The sequence below is a fragment of the Arenibacter catalasegens genome, assembly GCF_002909235.1.
Classification (GTDB): Bacteria; Bacteroidota; Bacteroidia; order Flavobacteriales; family Flavobacteriaceae; genus Arenibacter; species Arenibacter catalasegens.
Map to the genome: position 1 here is coordinate 137,714 of NZ_PHQQ01000006.1, position 22,737 is coordinate 160,450.

Sequence of the window (22,737 nt, forward strand, 5' to 3'; positions counted from 1 at the left end):
AGGAAATTCAAATGGAACTCAAAATAGCAATTATTCAGTCCTCCCTTGTATGGGAGAATCCAGAAAAGAATAGAGAAAATTTTTCAAGTAAACTGGATTCAATTACTCCTGATGTTGATTTGATAGTGCTCCCGGAAATGTTTAGCACGGGCTTTACTATGTCTCCTCAAAATATAGCCAGGGAGGAAGGGGAAAAGACCGTTAAATGGATGCAACAGGAAGCAGAGAGAAAAAATGTGGCCTTAGTCGGAAGTGTAGTCTTTTTTGCTGATGGGAATTATTATAATAGACTTTGGTTTGTGGAGCCCGATGGAAAATTGAGTTACTATAACAAGAGACATACCTTTACCCTTGCAGGTGAGGATAAGGTATATAGCAGAGGGGAAAAAAAGATTATCATTGACTACAAAGGGTTTAAGATCTGTCCCCTTATTTGTTACGATCTTCGCTTTCCTGTATGGGCCAGAAACACTGAGAATTATGATGTTCTTATCTATGTTGCCAATTGGCCAGAACCAAGAATAAAAGCCTGGGACGTGCTACTTAAAGCACGTGCTATTGAAAATATGGCATACGTGATCGGGGTCAATAGGACAGGGACGGATAATGCCGGGAATAACTATCCTGGCCATTCCACAGTAAATGATGTTTTGGGCGACCCAGTTGTTTTTTCAGAGGAGGAAACGATACTTTATGCTACTTTGAGCAAGAAACATATTTCCAAGGCCAGAGAGAAATTGAAATTTTTGGACGATAGGGACTATTTTAGTTTGAAAGAGTAAAGGTTTGTTCAAGTTCCCAGTTGGCCCTTACCTCCAAGACATTTGGGTAATAGACTACTCTTTCTGGTTGAGTTTGTTGAATATAATTTCCCGTGTCCCACTTTTGGTTGCCATTACTATCAAATATTAACCGTATCAGATACTTGGAAGGCACAATATTGCTGAACTCGAAAACCGTGGGTTCCGTTGCGAACATTTCCTTTTTTGTAACCCCTTTCTCATCTGTTAATTGTACAATTAAAGGATAGCTGACAGGGCCTTCTAGGGTAAGGCTTAAATTCCCAAAATCAGCATAACTTTTGGTAGAAAGTTTGTACGAAATGGTATCGTTTTCAATGCCAAAAAAATCGGTTACACTTCCAGGGAGTAAATCCAAGGTATAATTTTCGTTGGGCTCTACTTCAAAATCAAAATCAATTTTATTGCCCAAGGTGTCCAATTCCATGGCAACTAGTACCAAAGTAGAATCCTTTCGCATCATACTTATTTTAGAACTATCAATTTTTGAAATGGGTGTATTGGCCCCGATATAAAATGGATTTCCAAATTCTAGTGATCCTCGCTGATTGGGTTGTAAAATCAGTGAGTCCATAGCTACTTTTTTTGTTTTTACGCTAAAGGTGTCTATAAGTCTTTCCTTTTCATTGGAGACCGTAAAAACCAGTGAATCCGCTTTAAAGGGGGTAAACCAGTAGTTTAGTGTGTCCTTATCCCGCTCTTTTGTGATTTTTGTTCTAACGGTATCCGGCAATGTGCTTAAATTTTTGATCGAGATATCCTTGACATTGCCCTGATAACCAAAAATAATTTTGTTTTTCGCCGCAAAATTTGGGACAGAAATACTATAATCCGGTAATTCCTTGAACAAAGTTAATAGATAAACAGAATCTGTAGGGAGGCTTAAGGTATCCTTTATAAATGCAATTTTATCTGTCTTTTGATTAAAAATGTTGTTTTTGGCCTCGTCTTTAACTCCGAACATAGCATATTTTCCCTCCTTTAAATTCTTTAAATGAAAGATGGGAGTACTGTCCAGCGTATTAGCAATATAATTTGGAGGTTGCCTATAAATAGTAGAATCGGTATAGGTGCTATCTATTTCGTAGAGCATAATACTTATAAACGTATCAGCCTTCTTATTGAAGGCATCTTTTACCACACCAGAGACGGTAAGGGAATCTATATAATCACCAGTTGAAAATACATATGTGAAAAAACGATTAGGGTTGCCTTCGTTATTGTCAATAATACTTAGGCCGAAATTGAAGGTATAAGTGGTATTCGCTTTTAGGGTATCTTTTAGGATGATTTCCACATATTTATTAGCTGATCCCTGCGGGGTGATTATAGGTGTGTATTTCAATGGTGGGGACACTATAAGCTGCTTGTCAATATCCTTGAGCTTAACATACTCGTCAAAATACAATCGAATTTTAGTGGCCTTAAAATTAATGGACATATTCTTTGGTTCTGCCTTTATCAACTTAGGTGGCGTAAGATCTTTATCGCCTCCACTGGGCGCACCTCTTCGGGCACATTGTACCAGGGCCGAGACCGTTAATAACAAAAATAAAAACCCTAAAATGCGTTGGATCATAGTAGTCATGAAAATGTTCAACAAAGAAACAACTAATTTGTAGAATTGTAAAATTAAGGTACAATAGCCATGGAGGCAATATATATATTTATCCCTTGCGTGTGTGATAATGCTGTGGCACAGGCTTCCATTGTTGCCCCTGTTGTAATAACATCGTCCAATAATAGTACGTTCTTATTCCTGAATATCTCATAATCCGTTAAAACATAAAGGGCTTGTTTATTTTGCCACCTAAGGATTCTGGACTTTTTGGTTTGCGTCTTTGTATTGGCAGTTTTAAGCAATACGCCATCTATGTATTGGGCATTGATATGAATGGCGATTGATTTTGCAAAAAGGGCTACTTGGTTAAAACCTCTTTTTCTTAATTTTTTTCGGTGTAGCGGAACGGGGATTACATAGTCAATTTTGTTGAGGAAGTTGTTTTCCTTTAAAATATGGCCATACCAATTCCCTAAAAATGAACCAATTTGTTCTTGGTTTCTATATTTTAAATAGTGGATAAGACTCTTTACAATTCCTTTTTCGGTAAAAAATAGAAATGCACTTGCCTTGATTATGTTAATTCTTCCGTAAAAAATACGGTCAACAGGGTTTTCTGCGTTAAATGTATATTCGGTGAGTGGTAATTGATTCCGACAAACGGTACAAACATGTTCTTCTCCTCTGTATAATGGTGCATTACATCCAAAACATAGCCTTGGCACAAGGACTGTGTTGATATCGTTTAGTATATTTGAAATCTTGGAATACACAAATCTAGATTACTATTAACCTACTTAATACGCATGCTTTTAGATGGATACTGAAGATAATAAATTTAATTATAAGATAATACTTGCCGCTTTGGCAGCTATTATATTAGGTATTCTAATTGCCTTCTACTATAGTTATGCCCAATCCAAAAGTCGCATTGGTTTTTTGGAGCAAGAGAAAGAATTGTTGGTCAAGGACCTTACTTTAATGAAATCTGACGTAGATCGGCTTTCGGCACTTAATGAGGTCAATGAAATTGAATTGCAAGATTCTAAATATAGAGTACAACAATTGTTGGATTCCGTGGGACGTTTGAACTTTACAGTTGAAAAATTAAAGGAATACAAAACCGAACTTAGGAAACTTGAAGCCAAAAATGATAGCCTTAAGCTAAAGAACAATTTCCTAAAATATAATAATATGCTCCTTGGTAATAAATATGAGGAAACCAGGAAGATGATCGAAGAGCTAAGGGGAAAGAGCAGTTCATTGGCAGAAGCAGAGGCTTTACTGCGGAGGAAGAACAAAGAGCTGAGTCAAGAGCTTAAGACCAAAAGCTATCTTAAATTGGAAAATTCCGAAGGTAGTGGATTTAGGTTTCGATCTGGGAAACATATTAAGACCAATAAGGCCAATATCATATCCAAGCTAAGAGGATGTGTCACTATTATGGGGAATCCCAATTCTAAAAATGAAGAAAGGGTGATTTACTTTCAGTTCATGGGACCTAATATGGGTGTAATCGAAGATAATGCCAACACTATTTCCGTAAATGGCAATGTTTATAGCAAACGTGTGGAGCTAGTTTTTATGGGCCAGGAGTTTAGTGTTTGCGATGCGATATCTGTACCGGAAGGGTCTTTGGGCGAAGGAACTTATACCCTTAATGTTTTCGAAAATGAAAAATTATTGGCGTCTTCGGAATTTCAATTAAAATAAAGCCCCACCTTTTATACTATTATTATATTTTTGCCAAATGGTGAAACAAGAAGACGATTTTAAAAAAGTAATCTCGCATGCAAAGGAGTATGGATACGTTTTCCAGTCCAGCGAAATTTACGACGGACTAAGTGCCGTATACGATTATGCCCAAAATGGGGCCGAGTTAAAAAAGAACATCCGTGAATATTGGTGGAAGGCCATGGTGCAGATGAACGATAATATTGTGGGACTTGATTCTGCTATATTAATGCACCCTACTGTATGGAAAGCCTCTGGACACGTAGATGCCTTTAATGACCCATTAATCGATAACAAAGATTCCAAAAAAAGATATCGTGCCGATGTTTTGGTGGAGGATTATACCGCTAAAATTGAAGCCAAAATAGACAAAGAAGTTGCCAAGGCGCAAAAGCGTTTTGGGGATACTTTTGATAAAAAACAATTTTTGGAAACCAATCCAAGAGTAGTAGGTTACCAAGAGCAGATAACCACTATTTTAAAGCGATTGGGAAAATCCTTGGAGAATGAGGATTTGGTCGATGTAAAAAATTTGATCGAAGAATTGGAAATTGCCTGTCCGCTATCCGGATCGAGGAATTGGACAGAGGTGAAGCAATTTAATCTCATGTTCGGCACCAAATTGGGCGCTTCTGCCGATAGTGCCATGGACCTTTATCTAAGGCCCGAGACGGCTCAAGGTATTTTTGTTAACTTCCTAAATGTCCAAAAGACCGGAAGAATGAAAATTCCGTTCGGGATTGCTCAGGTAGGAAAGGCCTTTAGGAACGAAATAGTTGCAAGACAGTTCATCTTTCGCCAAAGGGAGTTTGAACAAATGGAGATGCAATTTTTTATTCGTCCCGGATCGCAAAAAGAATGGTATGAAACTTGGAAAGAAAAGCGGATGGCCTGGCATTTGTCTTTGGGATTAGGGGCAGATAACTATAGATTCCACGACCATGAGAAATTAGCCCATTATGCTGATGCAGCTGCCGATATAGAATTTAAATTCCCGTTTGGATTTAAGGAGTTGGAAGGGATTCATTCCAGAACAGATTTCGATCTTAGCAGCCACGAAAAATTCTCAGGAAAAAAATTACAATATTTCGACCCAGAATTGAACGAAAGTTATGTGCCCTATGTGGTTGAAACTTCAATAGGTTTGGATCGTATGTTCTTGGCCGTATTTTCAAACTCCTTGGTGGAGGAGGAATTAGAGAACAATACTACTAGAACAGTACTTAAATTACCGTCTGTTTTAGCACCGAACAAGGCAGCAGTTTTTCCCTTGGTAAAAAAGGATGGTCTGCCGGAATTGGCCCAAGAAATCATTGAAGACCTTAAATGGGATTTTAATGTGGTATATGATGAAAAGGATGCTGTAGGGCGCCGTTACAGAAGACAGGATGCCAATGGTACCCCATTTTGCATTACGGTGGACCACCAATCCTTGGAGGATAATACAGTTACCATACGCCATAGGGATACCATGGAACAACAACGAGTGGCCATTACGGATCTAAAGGGGATTATTCATAAGGAAGTGGATATGAAAAGCTGGTTGAAAAGAATGGAGTAGTTCCGTAATCTATAAGAAATTAAAGGTCCAATAAACTAACGTATTGGGCCTTTTTTCATTTGGCTTAAAGTGAATACCCCAATCGTAAACTACCATAGTAGTTTCTGTCGTTTCCGGGATAGTAATACCTAGGCTCGGCCCCGCCAAACCCTGTTGTGTTTATAAGAACGGATTGAGCATAGTTGACATCGAAGATATTGTTGATGCCAAAAGCGATGTCCATTGATAGATTTTTCCCCAATTGTTTTTTATAACCCACCTTAGTATTAATTACATTAAATGCGGAACTGTAGAGACTATTGGCATCCGTTAATGGAATTTCTCCCACATATTGATGGGTAGTATACCAGTAAAACCTATTGTTAAGTTGGGCCTGTAGGCCAGAATTTAATCTGTGTTTGGGAACTCCGGTCAATGGATTTCCGGAATAATTGTTGTCCTCGTCCACAAAGGTCACAAAACTGTGGTTGTTTAAAGTATAGCTGATAAAGGGAGTAATCCTAAATTTTGAAGTAATATCCAAATTATATTCGGCTTCCAATTCTAGGCCCTGATGTTGGGTCTTACCAGCATTTTTACCCACATATTGATCCTCGCCAACCCTTTGTGCCACTAAAAGATTTTTGATATCCATTCTATAAATGGCAATGTTCATGTTTAATTTTCTGTCCAGCAAAAGTAATCTAGTGCCAATTTCATAATTCGTACCTGTCTCTTGGGCAATATCTGGGTTAATTACCCCATCTGGAGTAAGTGTTTCTTCCAAAGTAGGGTTGGAAAATCCTCGACTTATATTGGCGTAAAGTGAATTTACTTCCGAAAAACTGTAGTTGAGGTTTAAGCTGGGTAAAACAATGGCTTTAAAATTCCTTTCCGCACTCCTATTGCTAGGCCCTTGATTAAATTCATCCCTAAAATCGTAATAAGTCTTGTTAACGTTTAATCCAATTTGTGTGTAAAAGTCCTTAGCTAGGGGAATAAGTATATTCCCAAAAGCATTGAACTGCCGCCTAAATTCCTTGTTTTCGGCAAATTGATCGCCTTGTAGGCTTCCTTGCCCATTATTTTCTTGATATAGATTTTCGAATTCGCTCCACTGGTATTCATCTTTGTATAATTCTGCACCAAAATTATAATCGATCTTAGTTTTATTGGCAATCCATTCACCGGCAAATTTTGTCCTAAAGCCGTATCCATGAGTGTATTCATCCAAAATCCCAAAAGGTCTGGGTTCGTAGTGATCCAGATAGGAATAGAAAATACTACTTGTGTTTTTTAATTTATCTGAAATGGAGTGATTTAAGGTCAGCCCTGCCAGGCTATATTTGTTGTCCTCATAACCTTTGGACGATTTCCATGTAAAAGCGGCCTTCGATGGGTTTTCCTTAAAATCGGTTTCCCCCAAAGAACTAGGGATCTGCGCGTTATAATCTACATGGTTAAAGAGAAGCCCAATATTTGTTTTGGCGCTTATTTGGTAATTGGCATCCACGAGAACACCTTCACGTTGAAATCTATTATTTTCTCTGTAGCCATCTGTCTCCAAATAGCCATAATGCACATTTAGTGCAATCTTATTCTCCTTAAGGCTAAATTGGAGGTTATTTTTTAAAAGGTTGTAGGAACCAATGGTGAAGTTGTTTCTAAAGTAGGTAGCCCCATCATTGGGTTGTTTGGAATTCAGCAAAATGGCCCCTCCTAAATTGGCCCCAAAATTAGTGGCTTTTGGCCCTTTGATCACCTCTACCGAGCTCAGATTTTCCAGATCGAAGGATTCTATAGTGGAGAAGCCAGAACCATTTGTAATCGGAATATCATTGTAGTATAGTCGCAGTTTATCCGTCCCGAACAAGGTTCTTGCACCAACTCCTCGGATGGTAATCCTATTGGTGTTTAATGCTCCGGACAATATATACACGCCAGATACCTGATTTATAGCTGAAACCATATCAACGGGACTAAAGTTCTGAAATACCTTGGTGCCAATAATTTTGGTTGCAATTATACCATTGCCTGAAGAGGATTGTAGGGAGTCCAAAAGGATAATTTCATCCAATTCCGTGATGCTGTCTGTTTGTACAGGTACTTGAGCGGAGGTTGTCAAGATAAAAAGAAGGGTAAATAGTAAACTAAGGGAGAATTTCATCAAAATAATAATAAGCCCCAAACTTAAGTATTATTATCTAATTTTTTGATCATTTTTACTGAATCTAGAGAATGTACACCTTAAACGGCCGTAAAATTCTTAACTATATCGATAGACCTTTTTGGTTACAAAAAACATTAACTATTTTTAGCCCGATTTTGGTTTGTTTGAAGCTAAATTAAACTCTAGGTCCACCTTTAATGTCATTAAATGTCATTACAAGGGTTGGTTGGATGTAAAAAATATTTAAATGAAAATTGTTTCTTATAATGTAAATGGAATTAGGGCAGCAGTAAACAAAGGTTTTTTGGATTGGCTTGAAAGTGTAGATCCAGATGTGGTGTGTTTACAGGAGATCAAGGCCAATCGCGATCAATTGGACCTCGGCATTTTTGAGGCTTTGGGTTATCACTATCACTATTGGTACAGTGCGCAAAAGAAAGGCTACAGCGGTGTAGCCATACTAGCTAAGACACAGCCAGATCATGTAGAATTTGGTACCGGAATAGAATATATGGATTTTGAGGGGCGAAATATTAGGGCCGATTTTAACGGCGTTTCGGTCATGAGCCTTTACTTGCCATCGGGAACCAATATTGCTCGATTGGATCATAAACTACAGTATATGGCCGATTTTCAAGAATATATAGATAAATTGAAAATAGAAAAACCGAATCTTGTTATTTGCGGGGATTACAATATTTGTCATGAGGCAATAGATATTCATGACCCGGTTAGAAACAAAAATGTTTCTGGGTTTTTACCGGCGGAAAGGGCCTGGATCAGCAATTTTATGGAAAACGGATTTATTGATAGTTTTAGGCATTTTAACCAAGAACCCGATAATTACACTTGGTGGAGCTATAGGGCAAATTCTAGGGCAAACAATAAGGGTTGGCGACTGGATTACGGACTTGTCAGCAGCCCATTGTTGAGCAGGTTAAAACGTTCCGTTATTTTATCCAAGGCCGTTCATAGTGATCATTGTCCTATATTGGTAGAATTGGAATAGTCCACATGCCATTTTTAAAATTAAATAGATAATAAATAGTTATTGTACCAAATGAAATACACAAACCTCCCCCATACAGATGTTGAAGTTAGCAAAATATGCCTAGGCACTATGACCTGGGGGAATCAAAATACGGAGGAGGAAGGTCACCAACAAATGGACTATGCCCTGGAACAGGGGGTTAATTTTTTTGATACGGCCGAATTGTACCCCATACCGGCGGCCAAGGAACGCTATGCCGATACGGAGAGGATTATTGGCACTTGGTTTAAAAAGAAAAGAAACCGGGATAAGATTATTTTGGCTTCAAAAATCGTAGGTAAGGCGGAAATGACAAAGTTCATTAGAACAACAGGGATAAATCGTGAAACCATAAAATTGGCCGTGGAGGGAAGTCTCACGCGTTTGCAAACAGACTATCTGGATCTATATCAGTTGCACTGGCCTGATCGTACTACCAATTATTTTGGAAAAAGGGGATATAAACATAGTATCACTGACCATTGGGAAGACAATATCCATCAGATATTGGAAACCTTAAGAGACTTGGTTCGCGAGGGTAAAATTAGACATGTGGGTGTTTCCAATGAAACTCCATGGGGGGCCATGAGGTACTTGGAGGAAAGTAAGGTACATGCTAGTTTGCCCAGAATGATTACCATACAGAACCCGTATAACCTTTTAAACAGACTTTTTGAAGTTGGTTTGGCCGAAATATCCCATCGTGAAGATTTAGGACTATTAGCCTATTCACCTTTGGGTTTTGGGACTTTAAGCGGCAAATATTTGGGAAGTAGGAAACCGGAGAATGGCAGGATTACCCTTTTTCCAAATTACAATAGATATAGTAGTGATACAGCGGTTAAAGCAACCCAGAAATATTTTGAATTGGCCCAGGCGAACGGTTTGTCATTGACACAAATGGCACTTGCCTTTGTAAATTCAAGACCATTTCTAACGTCTAATATAATTGGAGCCACCACAATGAATCAGTTAACGGAAAATATTGGCAGCATAGATATACAATTAAACGAGGAAGTACTTAAGGGTATTGAGGCGATACATAATGAAATTCCAAATCCAGCTCCTTAACATTATGATGACGATTAATTTTTTAAAAGTAGGTTTCGGGCAACTGGGATTAATAGTTGTCGTTATTGTATTAATGCTCGTTTTGGCAAGGATTTTTAATTCAAAAAATTAGGGATCTGTTTAGGAGAACAGGCTACTGGCAACATCCTCTATCCTTGCCGCCAATTGAATTCGGATTTGGGTATTTTTTAATGTAATCTTATTGTTTTTGGAGACATAGATTGTACTGAAACCTAATTTTTCTGCTTCCAGGATGCGCTGATCTATTCTCTGAACGGGCCTTATTTCACCTGCCAGACCTACTTCTGCAGCAAAACACACGCCTTTTTCAATAGGAATGTCCTCGTTGCTAGAGAGTATGGCTGCAATTACTGCTAGATCAATTGCCGGATCATCCACGGATATTCCCCCCGTAATATTGAGAAAAACGTCTTTTGCCGCTAATTTAAATCCGGCTCTTTTTTCTAGGACTGCTAGAAGCATATTTAAGCGCTTTGCATTATAACCCGTGGTGGAACGTTGAGGTGTTCCATAAACGGCTGTACTTACCAAGGCCTGTATTTCAATCATTAGAGGGCGCATACCCTCTACAGTGGACGCAATGGACGTTCCGCTTAATCCTTCGTCGTTCTTGGAAATTAAAATTTCGGAGGGATTGTTTACTTCGCGCAACCCACTACCCTGCATTTCATAAATGCCCAATTCGGAAGTAGATCCAAATCTGTTTTTAAGGGACCTCAAGATCCGGTACACATAATTTCTATCACCTTCAAATTGCAATACGGTATCTACCATATGCTCCAATATTTTTGGTCCGGCTATGGTGCCGTCTTTTGTGATGTGCCCAATTAGGATAACCGGAGTGTTGGTTTCTTTGGCAAATTTTATAAGTTCAGCAGTGCATTCCTTAATTTGGGAAATGCTACCAGCTGAAGATTCAATATAATCGGTATGAAGGGTTTGTATGGAGTCTATAACCACGATATCGGGCTCTGTGGCCTCGATCTGGCGGAAAATATTTTGTGTTTTGGTCTCGGTCAGTATAAAACAAGTTTCACTATTGGGATGTATACGATCCGCCCGCATTTTAATCTGTTTTTGGCTTTCTTCCCCTGAAACGTATAAGGTTTTATACGGGAGTTTAAGCGCAATTTGTAACATTAAAGTGCTTTTTCCCACTCCCGGCTCTCCACCTAAAAGCGTTAATGAGCCAGGGACCAAGCCGCCACCAAGGACTCTGTTAAATTCTAAATCGAAGGTGTTGAGCCTAATTTCCTTGTCGGAGCTAATTTCGTTGACTCTTAATGGTGTTGCAACTTTTTTGGTGGGTTGGGAAGAACTTTTCCAGGAAACTTTTTCCTCTTTCTGAATAACTTCTTCTACTATGGTATTCCATTCTTTACAGGAGCCACATTGCCCCACCCACTTGGCATATTGCGTTCCGCAGTTCTGACAAAAAAATGCCGTTTTTGTTTTGGCCATTGTTTACTATAAGCTTTGTGCTAAGGTAGTAAGAAGTTTGAAAAATAAAATGGGATTTGCGGACTTAGATCAAAATGATGCTAACAACATTTTGGGTTATACCATAGGGATATTGATTATTTGCGCTCTAGGGATTTTCAAATTTATCCTTTTCAAAAAACCCAGGATTTCAGTTTTTGTTTTATTGGAATTGCACTTCTTTAGTATCCAAAATCAGCTTTTAGGGCATCAATTTTTTCTAATGCCATCTCTTTGGTGAGAAAATCTATTTCTTCCATACCAAAAGCTTTTTCAAAGGTTCTGAGCGCTTTTTTGGGTTCGCCCAATTGTTCATAATATTCCCCTTCAAAATAAAACCCCAACATAGTATTTGGATACTCTTTTTTACACAGATCGGACAATGGCTTAAGGGATTCAAAATCTTCCTTTTTCCGAGAAGCTGCGTAAATGGCCATAATGTCGTTGAGACTTGTAGTTTTTCTAAAGCCAAAAAGGTTTTCTATTGAAGATTGCTTGTCAGCCAAATAATCGAATACAGGTCCCACCGAAGTTAGAATCTTTTCTTTGTACTCTTTGGGACTTATTGGCTTGAACATTCCAAAAATATTGTCAAAGGCTTTCCCTATTCCGTAGGTGGCTACTGAAATTTGGTCTGCATTCTCGTATTTATCAAAGAAATAGTGCAAATTATCGCTGTCCATCGCTTTTAAATTTTTATCCAGTGTCAATACCCTATTGCTATTTTCACTTCTTTCACCCTCCAAAATCAATTGATAGAAAATTTTCTTTTTCATGACCGATAACCTGGATGGCACCCTTGTTTCCATTTCAGGGGCCAAATAAGGTGAAATGCTTATATAGGCATTGAATAGGGAATCGTCCTTAAATAGGTAGAAATTTCCAAAATTGGCGGTAATATCGTACCCCACGAACATTTTAAATGGAGCTGTGCTAAATTTGGTTTCCAAATAGGGAATAAGTTCCATTCCTAAAAATTCAAAAAATAATTTACCTTTTTCTGAGGGTAGGCCATTATCGGGCTCAAAGCCACAATCTTGATTCCTTAAATTAATTTTGGATTGATTTACGCCAACAATAATAGCTTCTGGCATACCGTGAAAATTGCTATAAAACTTGGCATTGGCCACCACTTGATCAAACAGGTATTCTCCATCGAGCACTACGATTAACGGATATTTTTTATCTGCTGTGTAGCTCTCAGGGAAGTAGTATTGCACATCCCTACGTTCCTGTAATTTGAAGGATTCGAATATTTCCTGTGTTACTTGAGCGTTGCTGCCAAAGTATATAAACAAGGCCAATAAAGTAAAAAAACGTTGCATAGAACAGTATTTGGGCAATAGAAGACTATTTGTTTCTGTTCCATAACGGTAAAATCAGAAAAGATATTGCGCCAAAAACCACTACCATTAAAGTTTGTGAAATCCACATTATCCATCCAAAAGCATCTCCAGACACCTTGCTTATGCCAAAAATTGCCAATGCACTGCTTACGGCGATGGGATAAATGCCTATTCCCCCATTGGTGGCAGACATGGCAAAGGCTCCGGCAACAAAGGCGACCAATAACTGGCTAATACTGAGATCTATGGTTTCCAAAACGGTATATTTTATCACCCAGAACATGGCAATATAGGCGAGCCATATAAATAGGGTATGAAAAACAAAACCCCATTTATTCTTCATTCTAAAGATACTAAGGATACCATCCAAAAGACCTTTTAAAAATAATCTCAATTTTACGGCCAATTTTGATTTGGATTTTTTTACCAGATATATCATTAAGGCCATGCCTAAAATTGCAGAACCCAACAATATGGATAGTAGTACAAGATTAATCCCCTTTTGCTCGAGGAAACCCCAGATAATTTCAGTTTGTAAAAACAGGGCAATACCAACTATCAAAAATAGCATAATCAGGTCTATAACCCTCTCCGTTACTATAGTTCCAAACCCTTTTTCAAAAGGGACATGCTCGTAAGTAGCCAATGCCGTGGCCCTTAGTATTTCTCCTGATCTTGGTATGCCCAAATTTGTAAAATAGGCAGTTAAAATGATCAATATATTGTTGAATAATTTTGGTCTAAAGCCTAGCGGTTCTAATAAATAATTCCATCTTATGGCTCTGGATAGGTGGGTAAGGATACCTAAAAAAATGGATATACCGACCCAAAATAGGTCGGCATTTTTTATATAATGTATTATTTCATCCCTATCCTCTTCAGAGGTGGAATTGTATGAATACCAAACTAAAAACACGCCCAATAATATAGGAAGAAATGTTTTTAAGGTTTTCTTTATGGAAGACTTCAAAACTAGGTCAGTAGATTGGTTTCCTCATTGGGGAAAACCAAGGAAGGGTTGAATTTCTTGGCCAATTCAATATCCATTGTGGCGTAGGTTATTAATATCAATACATCGCCCACGGCTACTTTTCTTGCGGCAGCACCATTCAAGGTTACCTCACCACTTCCTCTGGCTCCGGGTATAGCATAGGTCTCAAGTCTTTCTCCATTGTCGTTGTTGACAATTTGCACCTTCTCACCTCTAATAATATTGGCAGCATCCATCAAATCCTCATCAATGGTAATACTGCCTATATAGTTGAGGTCAGCACCCGTCACTTTTACGCGGTGTATTTTAGATTTTACTACTTCTATTTGCATGGGACAAAGTTAATAATTTATGCCAATTAGATTTCCAATTTTATTATTGGCGGCATTTTGGAATAAGAATGTAAAATTAAAGGGCAATATTATCAATAAGCCTTACCTCTCCGGCATAAACAGCAATAAAGGCCCTGTATTTTAAATTTTTGTTTTTTCTTATAACCGGCTTCAATTGATTTACATCGGCAATTTTAATATATTCCAGTTTTAAGTTTGGATAGGTCTTAAATTCATTTTCAACCCATTCCATTACAAAATTAGCACTTTTCGTGCCAAATTTTTGTTTGGCAGTTTTGAGGGTTTTGTAGATATGGGAGGCTTCTTGCCTTAGTTCCTTGGGCAATCGTTCATTTCTGGAACTCATAGCCAGTCCGTTGCTTTCCCTAACTATAGGGCAACCAATTATTTTTATGGGTAAATTGGTGATTTTTACTAATTTTTTGATAATCTGCAGTTGTTGAAAATCCTTTTCTCCAAAATATGCGCTTGTTGGTGTAGTCAAGCGCAGTAATTTTTCAACAATAGTGCCTACGCCGTCAAAATGCCCTTCTCTAAATTCGCCCTCCATAACATTTTCCAATCCTTCAAAATCATAGGTCTTGGTGATAATACCTCCAGCATACATTTCTGGGGCAGATGGCGCAAAGACTATAATCTCGTCGGAAACAGCTTTTAAAAGGGATTTATCTGCCTCCAAGGTGTCCGGGTACTTGTCAAGGTCCTCCTTGTTATTAAATTGGGTGGGGTTTACAAAAATGCTTACAATGGTGACATCGTTTTCGCTAACTGATTTTTTAACCAGGGAAATATGTCCTAAATGTAGAGCTCCCATAGTTGGTACCAAACCGATAGTTTTAGATTTGGCCAAGGACGATAGATAAGATTGAAGCTCCTTTTTAGTGTTAATTAACTGCATGTGTTTTACTTAAAAGTCAGCAAACTTACTATAATTACTGCTAATCTGCATAATTTTTGTAATTTTGCACTTTCGCTTACACTATAAATAAAATATTGCTTTTATGAATGGCAAAAAGATATTGTTTGTATCTTCAGAATTAGTACCCTATCTACCAGAGAACGAAGTTTCCTTAATGTCTTATGAAACCCCAAGAATGGTCAGCAGTAATGGTGGCCAAATAAGGATTTTTATGCCGAGATTTGGGAATATAAATGAGCGTAGACATCAGTTGCACGAGGTTATTAGATTATCAGGTATGAATCTGGTAATCAACGATATGGATATGCCGTTGATAATAAAAGTGGCATCCATTCCTAGAGAACGTATTCAGGTTTATTTCATTGATAATGACGAATATTTTAAAAGGAAGGCAACTTTTACTGATGAGGACGGAAACGCTTTTGCGGACAATGATGAAAGGGCGATTTTTTTCGCCAAGGGTGTTGTAGAGACAGTTAAGAAGTTAAATTGGTCCCCAGATATTATTCATGTACATGGTTGGATGGCGTCTTTGCTTCCCCTTTATTTGAAAAAGTTATATGCCGATGAGCCTCTGTTTTCTGAAAGCAAAATTGTCATGTCCGTCTATGGACAAGGCTTCGATGGCGCGTTAGATAAAGACCTCATCAAAAAGATTGCGTTCGACGGTGTTTCTGAAGATAGTATAGTGGCTTTGGCTGAGCCCAATTATAATAATTTGTTAAAAGTAGCTGTGGATTATGCCGATGCTGTTATTTTAGCGGCCGCAGATATTCCAGCTGATTTGGAAGACTACATATCCAAGCTCGAAAAACCTGTTTTGCCCTTTGTTCCCTTACAGGAATTTGAGGAGGCTTACATGAATTTTTATAACACCAAAGTATTAAAATAATCTAAATGAATTTACTGAACAGATTAAAATTACCTGCGGTTGCAGGTATATTGCTTGTTGTCATGGGGTCCTGTGAGGAGGATTTTACTACGATTGGTAGTGGTGTGGTTGGTGGTGAACCATTTACTGCCAATAAGGCGGTTTATGATGTTTTTGCGTACAATAAAAAAATAGAGGCCGTTAGGACCAATAAATTACCAGTTTATCAAATAGGTAATTTTAATGACCCGGTTTATGGAAAAACAGAAGCAAGTATAACTACTCAAGTGCAATTGTCGGCTACTTCCCCAATATTCGGAGGATATTCGGCCCAGGTAGAAGAAGCTGCAGATACAGATTCCAGTACTCTTACCATCAAAGAGAATGAGACGGTAACTGATGTAATTCTGTTTATTCCGTTTTTAACAAACCCCAAGGGAGATCGCGATTTGGACGGTGTTGCAGATATATTTGATGCGGATCCCGAAGATGCCAACAGCGATAGCGATGGGGATACCCTAACCGATATTCAGGAAAGATCCTTAGGTACCGATCCGCTAAACAAGGATACTGATGGCGATGGGATAAATGATAATTTGGATGATGATACGGCAGGGAATAGATTCCCCGTTAAATATGATCTGGATAGTATTTTTGATGCCGCGGGAAATATTCCGGAATCGTTTAATATTAAGGTGGAGAAGTCTACTTATTTCTTAAGGGATTTGGATCCCAATACCAATTTTCAGGAAGCACAGCAATATTATTCGTCCCAACAGTTCTCTCCTAGCTTTGTGTCGGACCTTATGTATGAAGGCCCAGTTGCAATTACGAATGTAGAACAATTGATTTTTCAGATAGATGACCCGGAAACGGAAGATGTGGATGAATCAGAGGAGGCTCCTACTCGAATTGCACCAGGTATAAGAGTTCAATTGAACTCTGCAATCTTTCAACAAAATATCCTTAATAAGGAAGGTTCCTCAGAGTTGTTGAGTCAGGCGAACTTTGTTGAGTTTTTTAGAGGTATTCATTTATCCGTTCCAGACGATGTTTTGGTGTTATTGGATTTGACCCGAGGCAATATTACCATAAATTATACGTATGATGCTGTAACTAGTTCAACTGATGCCACAGTTGTTCAAAGAGAAAGGGAATATGTCCTAAATTTAATAGGGAGAGATAGCAATACTGGGGCAACCATAGGCAATGCCGTGAATACCTTTATAAATGAGGCCTATCCTGCCGAAATCACAAATGCCTTGGACAATGGCAGCAATGCTTCAAAAATTTACCTAAAAGGAGGGGCAGGTAGTTTTGCCCAGATTAAACTTTTTGACGACGTCAACGGGTATGAACTAATTAATCAGATCAAGAACCAAAATTGGATCATAAATGAGGCTAATTTGGTATTTTATGTGGATCGCAATACTTTGGATGCTGCAGGGAGTATTATTGAACCTTCAAAATTGTATCTGTATAAAGATAATACCAATAGGCCTGTATACAATCAATTTCTAGAATCTGAAGCGGATTTTACCGCTGGTAACATTACCAACTATGGTGGTGGACTAAACAAGGTAAGCGGGAAAGGACAGAGTTATAAAATAAAGATTACCAACTATATTAATGATCTTATAGTAAGGGATTCTACCAATGCTACGCTAAATCTGACATTGACATCGGACATTAGGATTAGCGCCACCGGAAAAGCCATGTTGGCGAATAGTAAAGAGGGGGAAGTATCGGTCATGTCTTCTGTTAATCCTTTTGGGACAGTACTTTATGGAAGTAATAATGTGCCAAACGATCAGTTGGGTAAAAAATTAAAACTAGAGATTTTTTATACCAAGGCCAACTAAGGGCAAAAAAAGTACCATTCAAGGTAAATTTAGGTTAATTGTCTAAAAGATAAAAGGTTTTATATAACAAGGTGTTAACTTTGTTATATAAAACCTTTTTTAATTGCTAATCAATTAACGTTAAATTATGTGTGGAATTGTAGGATATATTGGGCATAGGGACGCTTATCCCATTATTATAAAAGGACTTCAACGTTTAGAATACAGAGGCTATGATAGTGCTGGAATAGCATTATATGATGGCAATGATATAAATTTATCAAAGACAAAAGGGAAAGTAGAGGATTTAAAAAAGAAGGCCAAAAGTACTATTTCTTTGGAAGGTAAACTGGGAATCGGCCATACCAGATGGGCTACCCATGGTATACCCAATGACGTTAACTCTCATCCACATTATTCCAATTCAGGGGATTTGGTAATTATCCACAATGGAATTATAGAAAATTATGATTCCATAAAAAAGGAATTAACTAAAAGGGGCTATACATTTTCTTCGGACACAGATACGGAAGTATTGGTCAACCTTATAGAGGAAGTGAAGCGTAAGGAAGGAGTTAAGCTTGGTAAAGCCGTTCAAATTGCTTTGAACCAAGTTGTAGGGGCGTATGCCATTGCAGTTTTCGACAAGCAAAAACCAGATGAAATCGTTGTTGCCAAATTGGGCAGTCCATTGGCTATAGGCGTAGGGGAAAACGAATTTTTTATAGCTTCCGATGCATCACCTTTTATAGAATTTACCAACAATGCCATTTACTTGGAGGATGAGGAAATGGCGGTACTTAGGTTGGGTAAGGAAATCAAATTGCGAAAAATAAAGGATGATGCTATTGCTTACCCATCAATTCAGGAATTAAAACTCAATCTTGAGGAGATTGAGAAGGGTGGTTTTGATCACTTTATGCTTAAAGAAATCTATGAACAACCAAGAGCTATTTTAGACACCTACCGGGGGCGCCTTTTGGCCAAGGAAGGAATTATTAAAATGGCGGGTATAGATGATAACCTGGAAAAATTTTTGAATGGCAATCGTATTATAATTGTAGCTTGTGGTACCTCCTGGCACGCAGGACTGGTTGCCGAGTATATTTTTGAGGATCTGGCCAGGATACCTGTAGAAGTGGAATATGCCTCTGAATTCAGATATAGAAACCCGGTTATTACGGATAAGGATGTGCTTATTGCCATTTCTCAATCCGGAGAAACGGCGGATACCTTGGCGGCTATTAAATTGGCCAAGGAAAAGGGAGCTTTTGTATTTGGGGTATGTAATGTGGTGGGTTCTTCCATTGCAAGGGAAACAGATGCAGGGGCATATACCCATGCAGGTCCGGAAATTGGAGTAGCTTCAACCAAGGCATTTACGACACAAATTACAGTATTAACCCTATTGGCATTAAAATTGGCCAAGGAAAAGGGAGTTTTCAATAATACCCGCTTCCATGAGCATTTGACCGAATTGGAGAATATTCCCGCCAAGGTAGAAAAGGCGCTGCTTTCTAATCCACTGGTTGAAATAATAGCTGAGGTTTATAAAAATTCTACTAACTGCCTTTATTTGGGAAGGGGCTATAACTTTCCAGTAGCTTTGGAAGGTGCTTTAAAATTAAAGGAAATAAGTTACATACATGCTGAGGGGTATCCTGCGGCAGAAATGAAACATGGGCCAATTGCTCTAATAGATGAGCATATGCCAGTTGTAGTAATTGCAACCAATAAGGGCCATTATGAAAAAGTAGTAAGTAATATACAGGAAATTAAATCTAGAAAAGGTAAAATTATTGCTGTGGTAACGGAAGGGGATGAGCAAGTAAGGGATTTGGCGGACCATGTTATTGAAATTCCTGAGACTTTGGAAAGTTTAACACCCTTATTGACTACTATTCCGTTGCAATTGTTGTCCTATCATATTGCGGTAATGAGAGGTTGTAATGTAGATCAGCCCCGTAATTTGGCAAAATCGGTTACGGTGGAGTAAATTCTTATTGTTTAAATTTATTTGACATCCATATATAGTGGTTCGTAAAGAATCAATATATATGGATGTCATTTTTTTTGGACCTATTTTTTGTCAATTTTTTACTAAAAACTGTTAAATTTTGAACAAAAAATACTATGCATGCATAATTTATTTGATTTTGGTATTGTTAATTTGAAAATTAGTGTATATTGGCAAATAGATGATATATTACCATTAACTAATACTAATTTAACTCAATTTTTTATGAGATCAATTCTTCTATTATTCTTTTTCATGTTTGGAATACTATCCTATTCACAGACGATTATAAAAGGAAATGTGGTGGACCAAAACAGCGTTCCCGTGCCTGGGACCAATATTGTAATTGCGGGCAAAGCAATTGGAACGGTAACGGATTTTGACGGGAATTTTGTATTGAACACTACTGAGAACCCCCCATTTACATTGAATATTACTAGTATCGGTTTTGAAGGTACTACCACCAATATTACACAAAATAATCAAACTATTTCGGTTACTTTAAACGAGGAACAGACAAGTTTGGACGAGGTGGTAATTTCTGCTTCAAGGACTCCGGAGCGTGTTTTTGAATCTCCGGTTACGGTGGAACGTTTTGGAACGCAAGATATTAAAAATACTACAGCGGCAGATTTTTACGGCGGATTGGAAAATTTAAAAGGTGTAGATGTAAACACTAACAGTTTAACTTTTAAATCAGTAAACACTAGGGGTTTTGCGTCTTTTGCCAATACTCGATTTATGCAATTGGTTGATGGTATGGATAATTCAACTCCGGCCTTAAACTTTCCTATTGGAAACTTAGTAGGGATGGTAGAGACAGATGTGCTAAGTGTTGAATTACTTCCTGGGGCATCCTCCGCATTATATGGTGCCAATGCCTTTAACGGGATACTTTTTATGCGCAGTAAAAGCCCTTTTGATCATGAAGGAATTAGTGTCTCTATAAAAAGAGGTGTCACCTCTCAAGAGTCGGCAGGAACAAATCCGTATACTGATTTTGGTATTCGTGCAGCACATAAATTCTCCGATAAATTTGCTGGAAAAGTAAACTTTGGATATTTAAAAGGGACAGATTGGGCCGCAACTAGTGAGGTTGATAAATTCGATCCAACTAGAACAAGAGCTAATTATAACTATGATGGAATTAATATATACGGAGATGAAGTTTCTACGAACATTAGATCTGCATCTGGTGTAGGAATTATTCCAGATGTAGAGGTAAGTAGAACGGGTTACAATGAGCGTGATTTAACCAACTATAACGCTGAAAGTATAAAAGCAGATTGGGGTTTATACTATCGTCCAATTGAAGACAACAGCCTAGAGCTTTCCTACGTGGGTAAAGTGGGTACTGGTTCTACTATTTATCAAGGAACAAACCGTTACAATATCAATGGTTTTTTTCAAGAGCAACATAAACTAGAAATTAAAAATGACAATTTCTTTTTAAGAGGATATGTTGTAGGTGATAAAGCAGGGAACTCTTATGACATGGTGTTTACAGGGATTAACATTAACAGATCTTGGAAATCTGATGAAGACTGGTTTGGAGATTATATAGCAACTTATGCTGGAATAGAATTGTCTGGTAATCCTTCTGGTTTAACAGATGATCAAAAGCATGATAAGGCGAGAGCCGTTGCAGATACGGGTCGTTACTTGCCAGGAACACCAGAATTCGAAGCTGCATTTAATAAAAGTATAAATGATCCTGATCTATCAACAGGTTCTAAATTTCAAGATGCCTCTAAATATTACCATGCTGATGGTAATTATAACTTTAGTCATTTGATTGATATTGCTGAAATTCAAATTGGAGGCTCCTATAGAAAATACAGTTTAAATTCTGGCGGTACAATATACACGGATACTGATGGTCCAATTGATTATTCTGAATATGGTATTTATACCCAAATTCAAAAAAAGATTGAACTTTCTGATGTGAAAAGCATAAAATTAACAGGATCAGCACGTTATGATAAATCAGAATTTTTTGATGGCTTCTTATCGCCACGTATTTCTGCTGGGTTCACACTTAATAGAAATCACAACATTAGGGCTTCCGTGCAAACTGGATTTAGAAACCCAACCACACAAGATTTATTTATTGGATTAGATGCAGGTAGAGCAATTTTAGTTGGTTCCGCACCTGATAATTTGAATCGTTATTCTGATACCTATGATGTAAGTTCAACTGGTCAATTGTCGGGCCAGCCTGAATCAGTAGTACAAACAGGAAGAGCAGCTTATGAAAATGCCTATTCAGCGCAGTCGGTAGAGACTTTTAAGCTTACTGATAACGTGGCTGATTTAAAGGTTGCAAATCCGGATTTGGTAAAACCCGAACAGGTTACCTCAATTGAGGTTGGGTATAGAGGAAAGATAGATAAACTAGTAGTTGATTTTAGTGCCTATTACAATAGTTATAAAGACTTCATTTCTCAAGAAGTTGTAGATGCACCTTATTATGGTGTTGCCGGTGATGGCAACCTCTCTGTAGACGCTATCAGAAACGATGATATACAACGTTATAGTGCATACACTAATACGGATGCCGATGTTAACTCTTACGGAGCTTCTATTGGTTTAGACATGAAGGTACTTGGTAATTTTGATTTAGGGGGTAGTTATACTTTTACAAAGTTGGATTTTGATCGAGAAGCAAATCCTGATGTTATGTTGAATTTTAATACTCCAGAACATAAGTTTAAAGCCTCTTTTGGGAATGAAGAATTATTCAAAAATTTCGGCTTTAATCTAGCATACAGATTTAGTGATGATTATTTTTGGGAAGCCACTTTTGGCGAAGGTGTTGTGCCGGAATTCCATACACTTGATGCTCAAATTAGCTACACTGTACCTAGCATCAAATCTTCCTTTAAGTTAGGTGGAACCAACATTACCGGAAAGGAGTATTTTACTGCCTTCGGAACAGGTTTTATTGGGTCTATGTACTACCTATCTTGGACAATTAATAACTAAACGAAAAT

17 protein-coding genes are annotated in these 22,737 nt (G+C 37.9%); 9 read left to right on the forward strand and 8 right to left on the reverse strand.

The features are described 5' to 3' along the window. Positions 1-5: 5 nt before the first annotated feature. Positions 6-782: an amidohydrolase gene (locus tag CWD90_RS07025; protein ID WP_103475233.1), complete on the forward strand. Its 777-nt coding sequence runs from the start codon at positions 6-8 to the stop codon at positions 780-782. Here the strand turns inward: CWD90_RS07025 and CWD90_RS07030 are convergent. Together CWD90_RS07030 and CWD90_RS07035 are read right to left on the reverse strand one after the other, a co-directional pair. Further along, complete coding sequence (locus CWD90_RS07030) at positions 766-2,388, reverse strand: Ig-like domain-containing protein (protein WP_317045711.1); 1,623 nt, start codon at positions 2,386-2,388, stop codon at positions 766-768. The genes CWD90_RS07025 and CWD90_RS07030 overlap by 17 nt on opposite strands. Positions 2,389-2,432: 44 nt before the next feature. Then, positions 2,433-3,134, reverse strand: coding sequence for a ComF family protein (locus CWD90_RS07035; RefSeq protein ID WP_239986479.1), 702 nt, complete (start codon positions 3,132-3,134; stop codon positions 2,433-2,435). 43 nt (positions 3,135-3,177) lie between these two features. Between CWD90_RS07035 and CWD90_RS07040 the strand changes: the two genes are divergently transcribed. Both CWD90_RS07040 and CWD90_RS07045 read left to right on the forward strand, forming a co-directional pair. Then, positions 3,178-4,074, forward strand: a complete 897-nt coding sequence (locus CWD90_RS07040; protein WP_103475235.1) for a hypothetical protein — start codon at positions 3,178-3,180, stop codon at positions 4,072-4,074. Between the two features lie 37 nt (positions 4,075-4,111). After that, entirely contained in the window at positions 4,112-5,656 is a 1,545-nt protein-coding gene (locus tag CWD90_RS07045; protein WP_103475236.1) for a glycine--tRNA ligase, read from the forward strand. A gap of 64 nt (positions 5,657-5,720) precedes the next feature. On the opposite strand, the gene CWD90_RS07050 is transcribed toward CWD90_RS07045, so the two are convergent. Continuing rightward, positions 5,721-7,802 carry a TonB-dependent receptor family protein gene (locus CWD90_RS07050; RefSeq protein ID WP_103475237.1) on the reverse strand — a complete coding sequence of 694 codons (2,082 nt, stop codon included), beginning with the start codon at positions 7,800-7,802 and terminating at the stop codon, positions 5,721-5,723. Between the two features lie 250 nt (positions 7,803-8,052). Between CWD90_RS07050 and CWD90_RS07055 the strand changes: the two genes are divergently transcribed. Both CWD90_RS07055 and CWD90_RS07060 read left to right on the forward strand, forming a co-directional pair. Beyond that, complete coding sequence (locus tag CWD90_RS07055) at positions 8,053-8,814, forward strand: exodeoxyribonuclease III (protein WP_103475238.1); 762 nt, start codon at positions 8,053-8,055, stop codon at positions 8,812-8,814. A 51-nt stretch (positions 8,815-8,865) separates the two neighbouring features. Continuing rightward, on the forward strand, positions 8,866-9,906 hold the full coding sequence (locus CWD90_RS07060) for an NADP(H)-dependent aldo-keto reductase (RefSeq protein WP_103475239.1): 1,041 nt from the start codon (positions 8,866-8,868) through the stop codon (positions 9,904-9,906). Positions 9,907-10,026: 120 nt separating this feature from the next. Here the strand turns inward: CWD90_RS07060 and radA are convergent, their stop codons facing one another. The 5 genes from radA to panC all read right to left on the reverse strand — a co-directional run bounded on the left by radA (position 10,027) and on the right by panC (position 14,994). Beyond that, positions 10,027-11,388 (reverse strand): DNA repair protein RadA, encoded by a 1,362-nt coding sequence (gene radA, locus CWD90_RS07065; RefSeq protein WP_103475240.1) that lies wholly within the window; start codon positions 11,386-11,388, stop codon positions 10,027-10,029. A 200-nt stretch (positions 11,389-11,588) separates the two neighbouring features. Then, positions 11,589-12,731: an alpha/beta hydrolase gene (locus tag CWD90_RS07070; RefSeq protein WP_103475241.1), complete on the reverse strand. Its 1,143-nt coding sequence runs from the start codon at positions 12,729-12,731 to the stop codon at positions 11,589-11,591. A gap of 25 nt (positions 12,732-12,756) precedes the next feature. After that, positions 12,757-13,722, reverse strand: coding sequence for a lysylphosphatidylglycerol synthase transmembrane domain-containing protein (locus tag CWD90_RS07075; RefSeq protein ID WP_103475242.1), 966 nt, complete (start codon positions 13,720-13,722; stop codon positions 12,757-12,759). A gap of 2 nt (positions 13,723-13,724) precedes the next feature. Further along, a complete protein-coding gene (panD, locus tag CWD90_RS07080; protein ID WP_072860413.1) occupies positions 13,725-14,075 on the reverse strand; it encodes an aspartate 1-decarboxylase in 351 nt (116 codons plus the stop codon). 76 nt (positions 14,076-14,151) lie between these two features. Further along, positions 14,152-14,994 carry a pantoate--beta-alanine ligase gene (gene panC / locus CWD90_RS07085; protein WP_103475243.1) on the reverse strand — a complete coding sequence of 281 codons (843 nt, stop codon included), beginning with the start codon at positions 14,992-14,994 and terminating at the stop codon, positions 14,152-14,154. A gap of 103 nt (positions 14,995-15,097) precedes the next feature. On the opposite strand from panC, the gene CWD90_RS07090 reads away from it, so the two are divergent. The 4 genes from CWD90_RS07090 to CWD90_RS07105 all read left to right on the forward strand — a co-directional run bounded on the left by CWD90_RS07090 (position 15,098) and on the right by CWD90_RS07105 (position 22,729). After that, on the forward strand, positions 15,098-15,907 hold the full coding sequence (locus CWD90_RS07090; RefSeq protein WP_103475244.1) for a glycogen/starch synthase: 810 nt from the start codon (positions 15,098-15,100) through the stop codon (positions 15,905-15,907). Positions 15,908-15,912: 5 nt separating this feature from the next. Further along, a complete protein-coding gene (locus CWD90_RS07095; RefSeq protein ID WP_103475245.1) occupies positions 15,913-17,748 on the forward strand; it encodes a DUF4270 domain-containing protein in 1,836 nt (611 codons plus the stop codon). A 127-nt stretch (positions 17,749-17,875) separates the two neighbouring features. Beyond that, entirely contained in the window at positions 17,876-19,723 is a 1,848-nt protein-coding gene (gene glmS, locus CWD90_RS07100) for a glutamine--fructose-6-phosphate transaminase (isomerizing) (protein ID WP_103475246.1), read from the forward strand. Positions 19,724-19,969: 246 nt separating this feature from the next. Then, the gene (locus tag CWD90_RS07105) at positions 19,970-22,729 is read left to right on the forward strand and encodes a TonB-dependent receptor (protein WP_103475295.1); all 2,760 of its coding nucleotides are present in this window, start codon (positions 19,970-19,972) and stop codon (positions 22,727-22,729) included. Positions 22,730-22,737 lie beyond the last annotated feature (8 nt).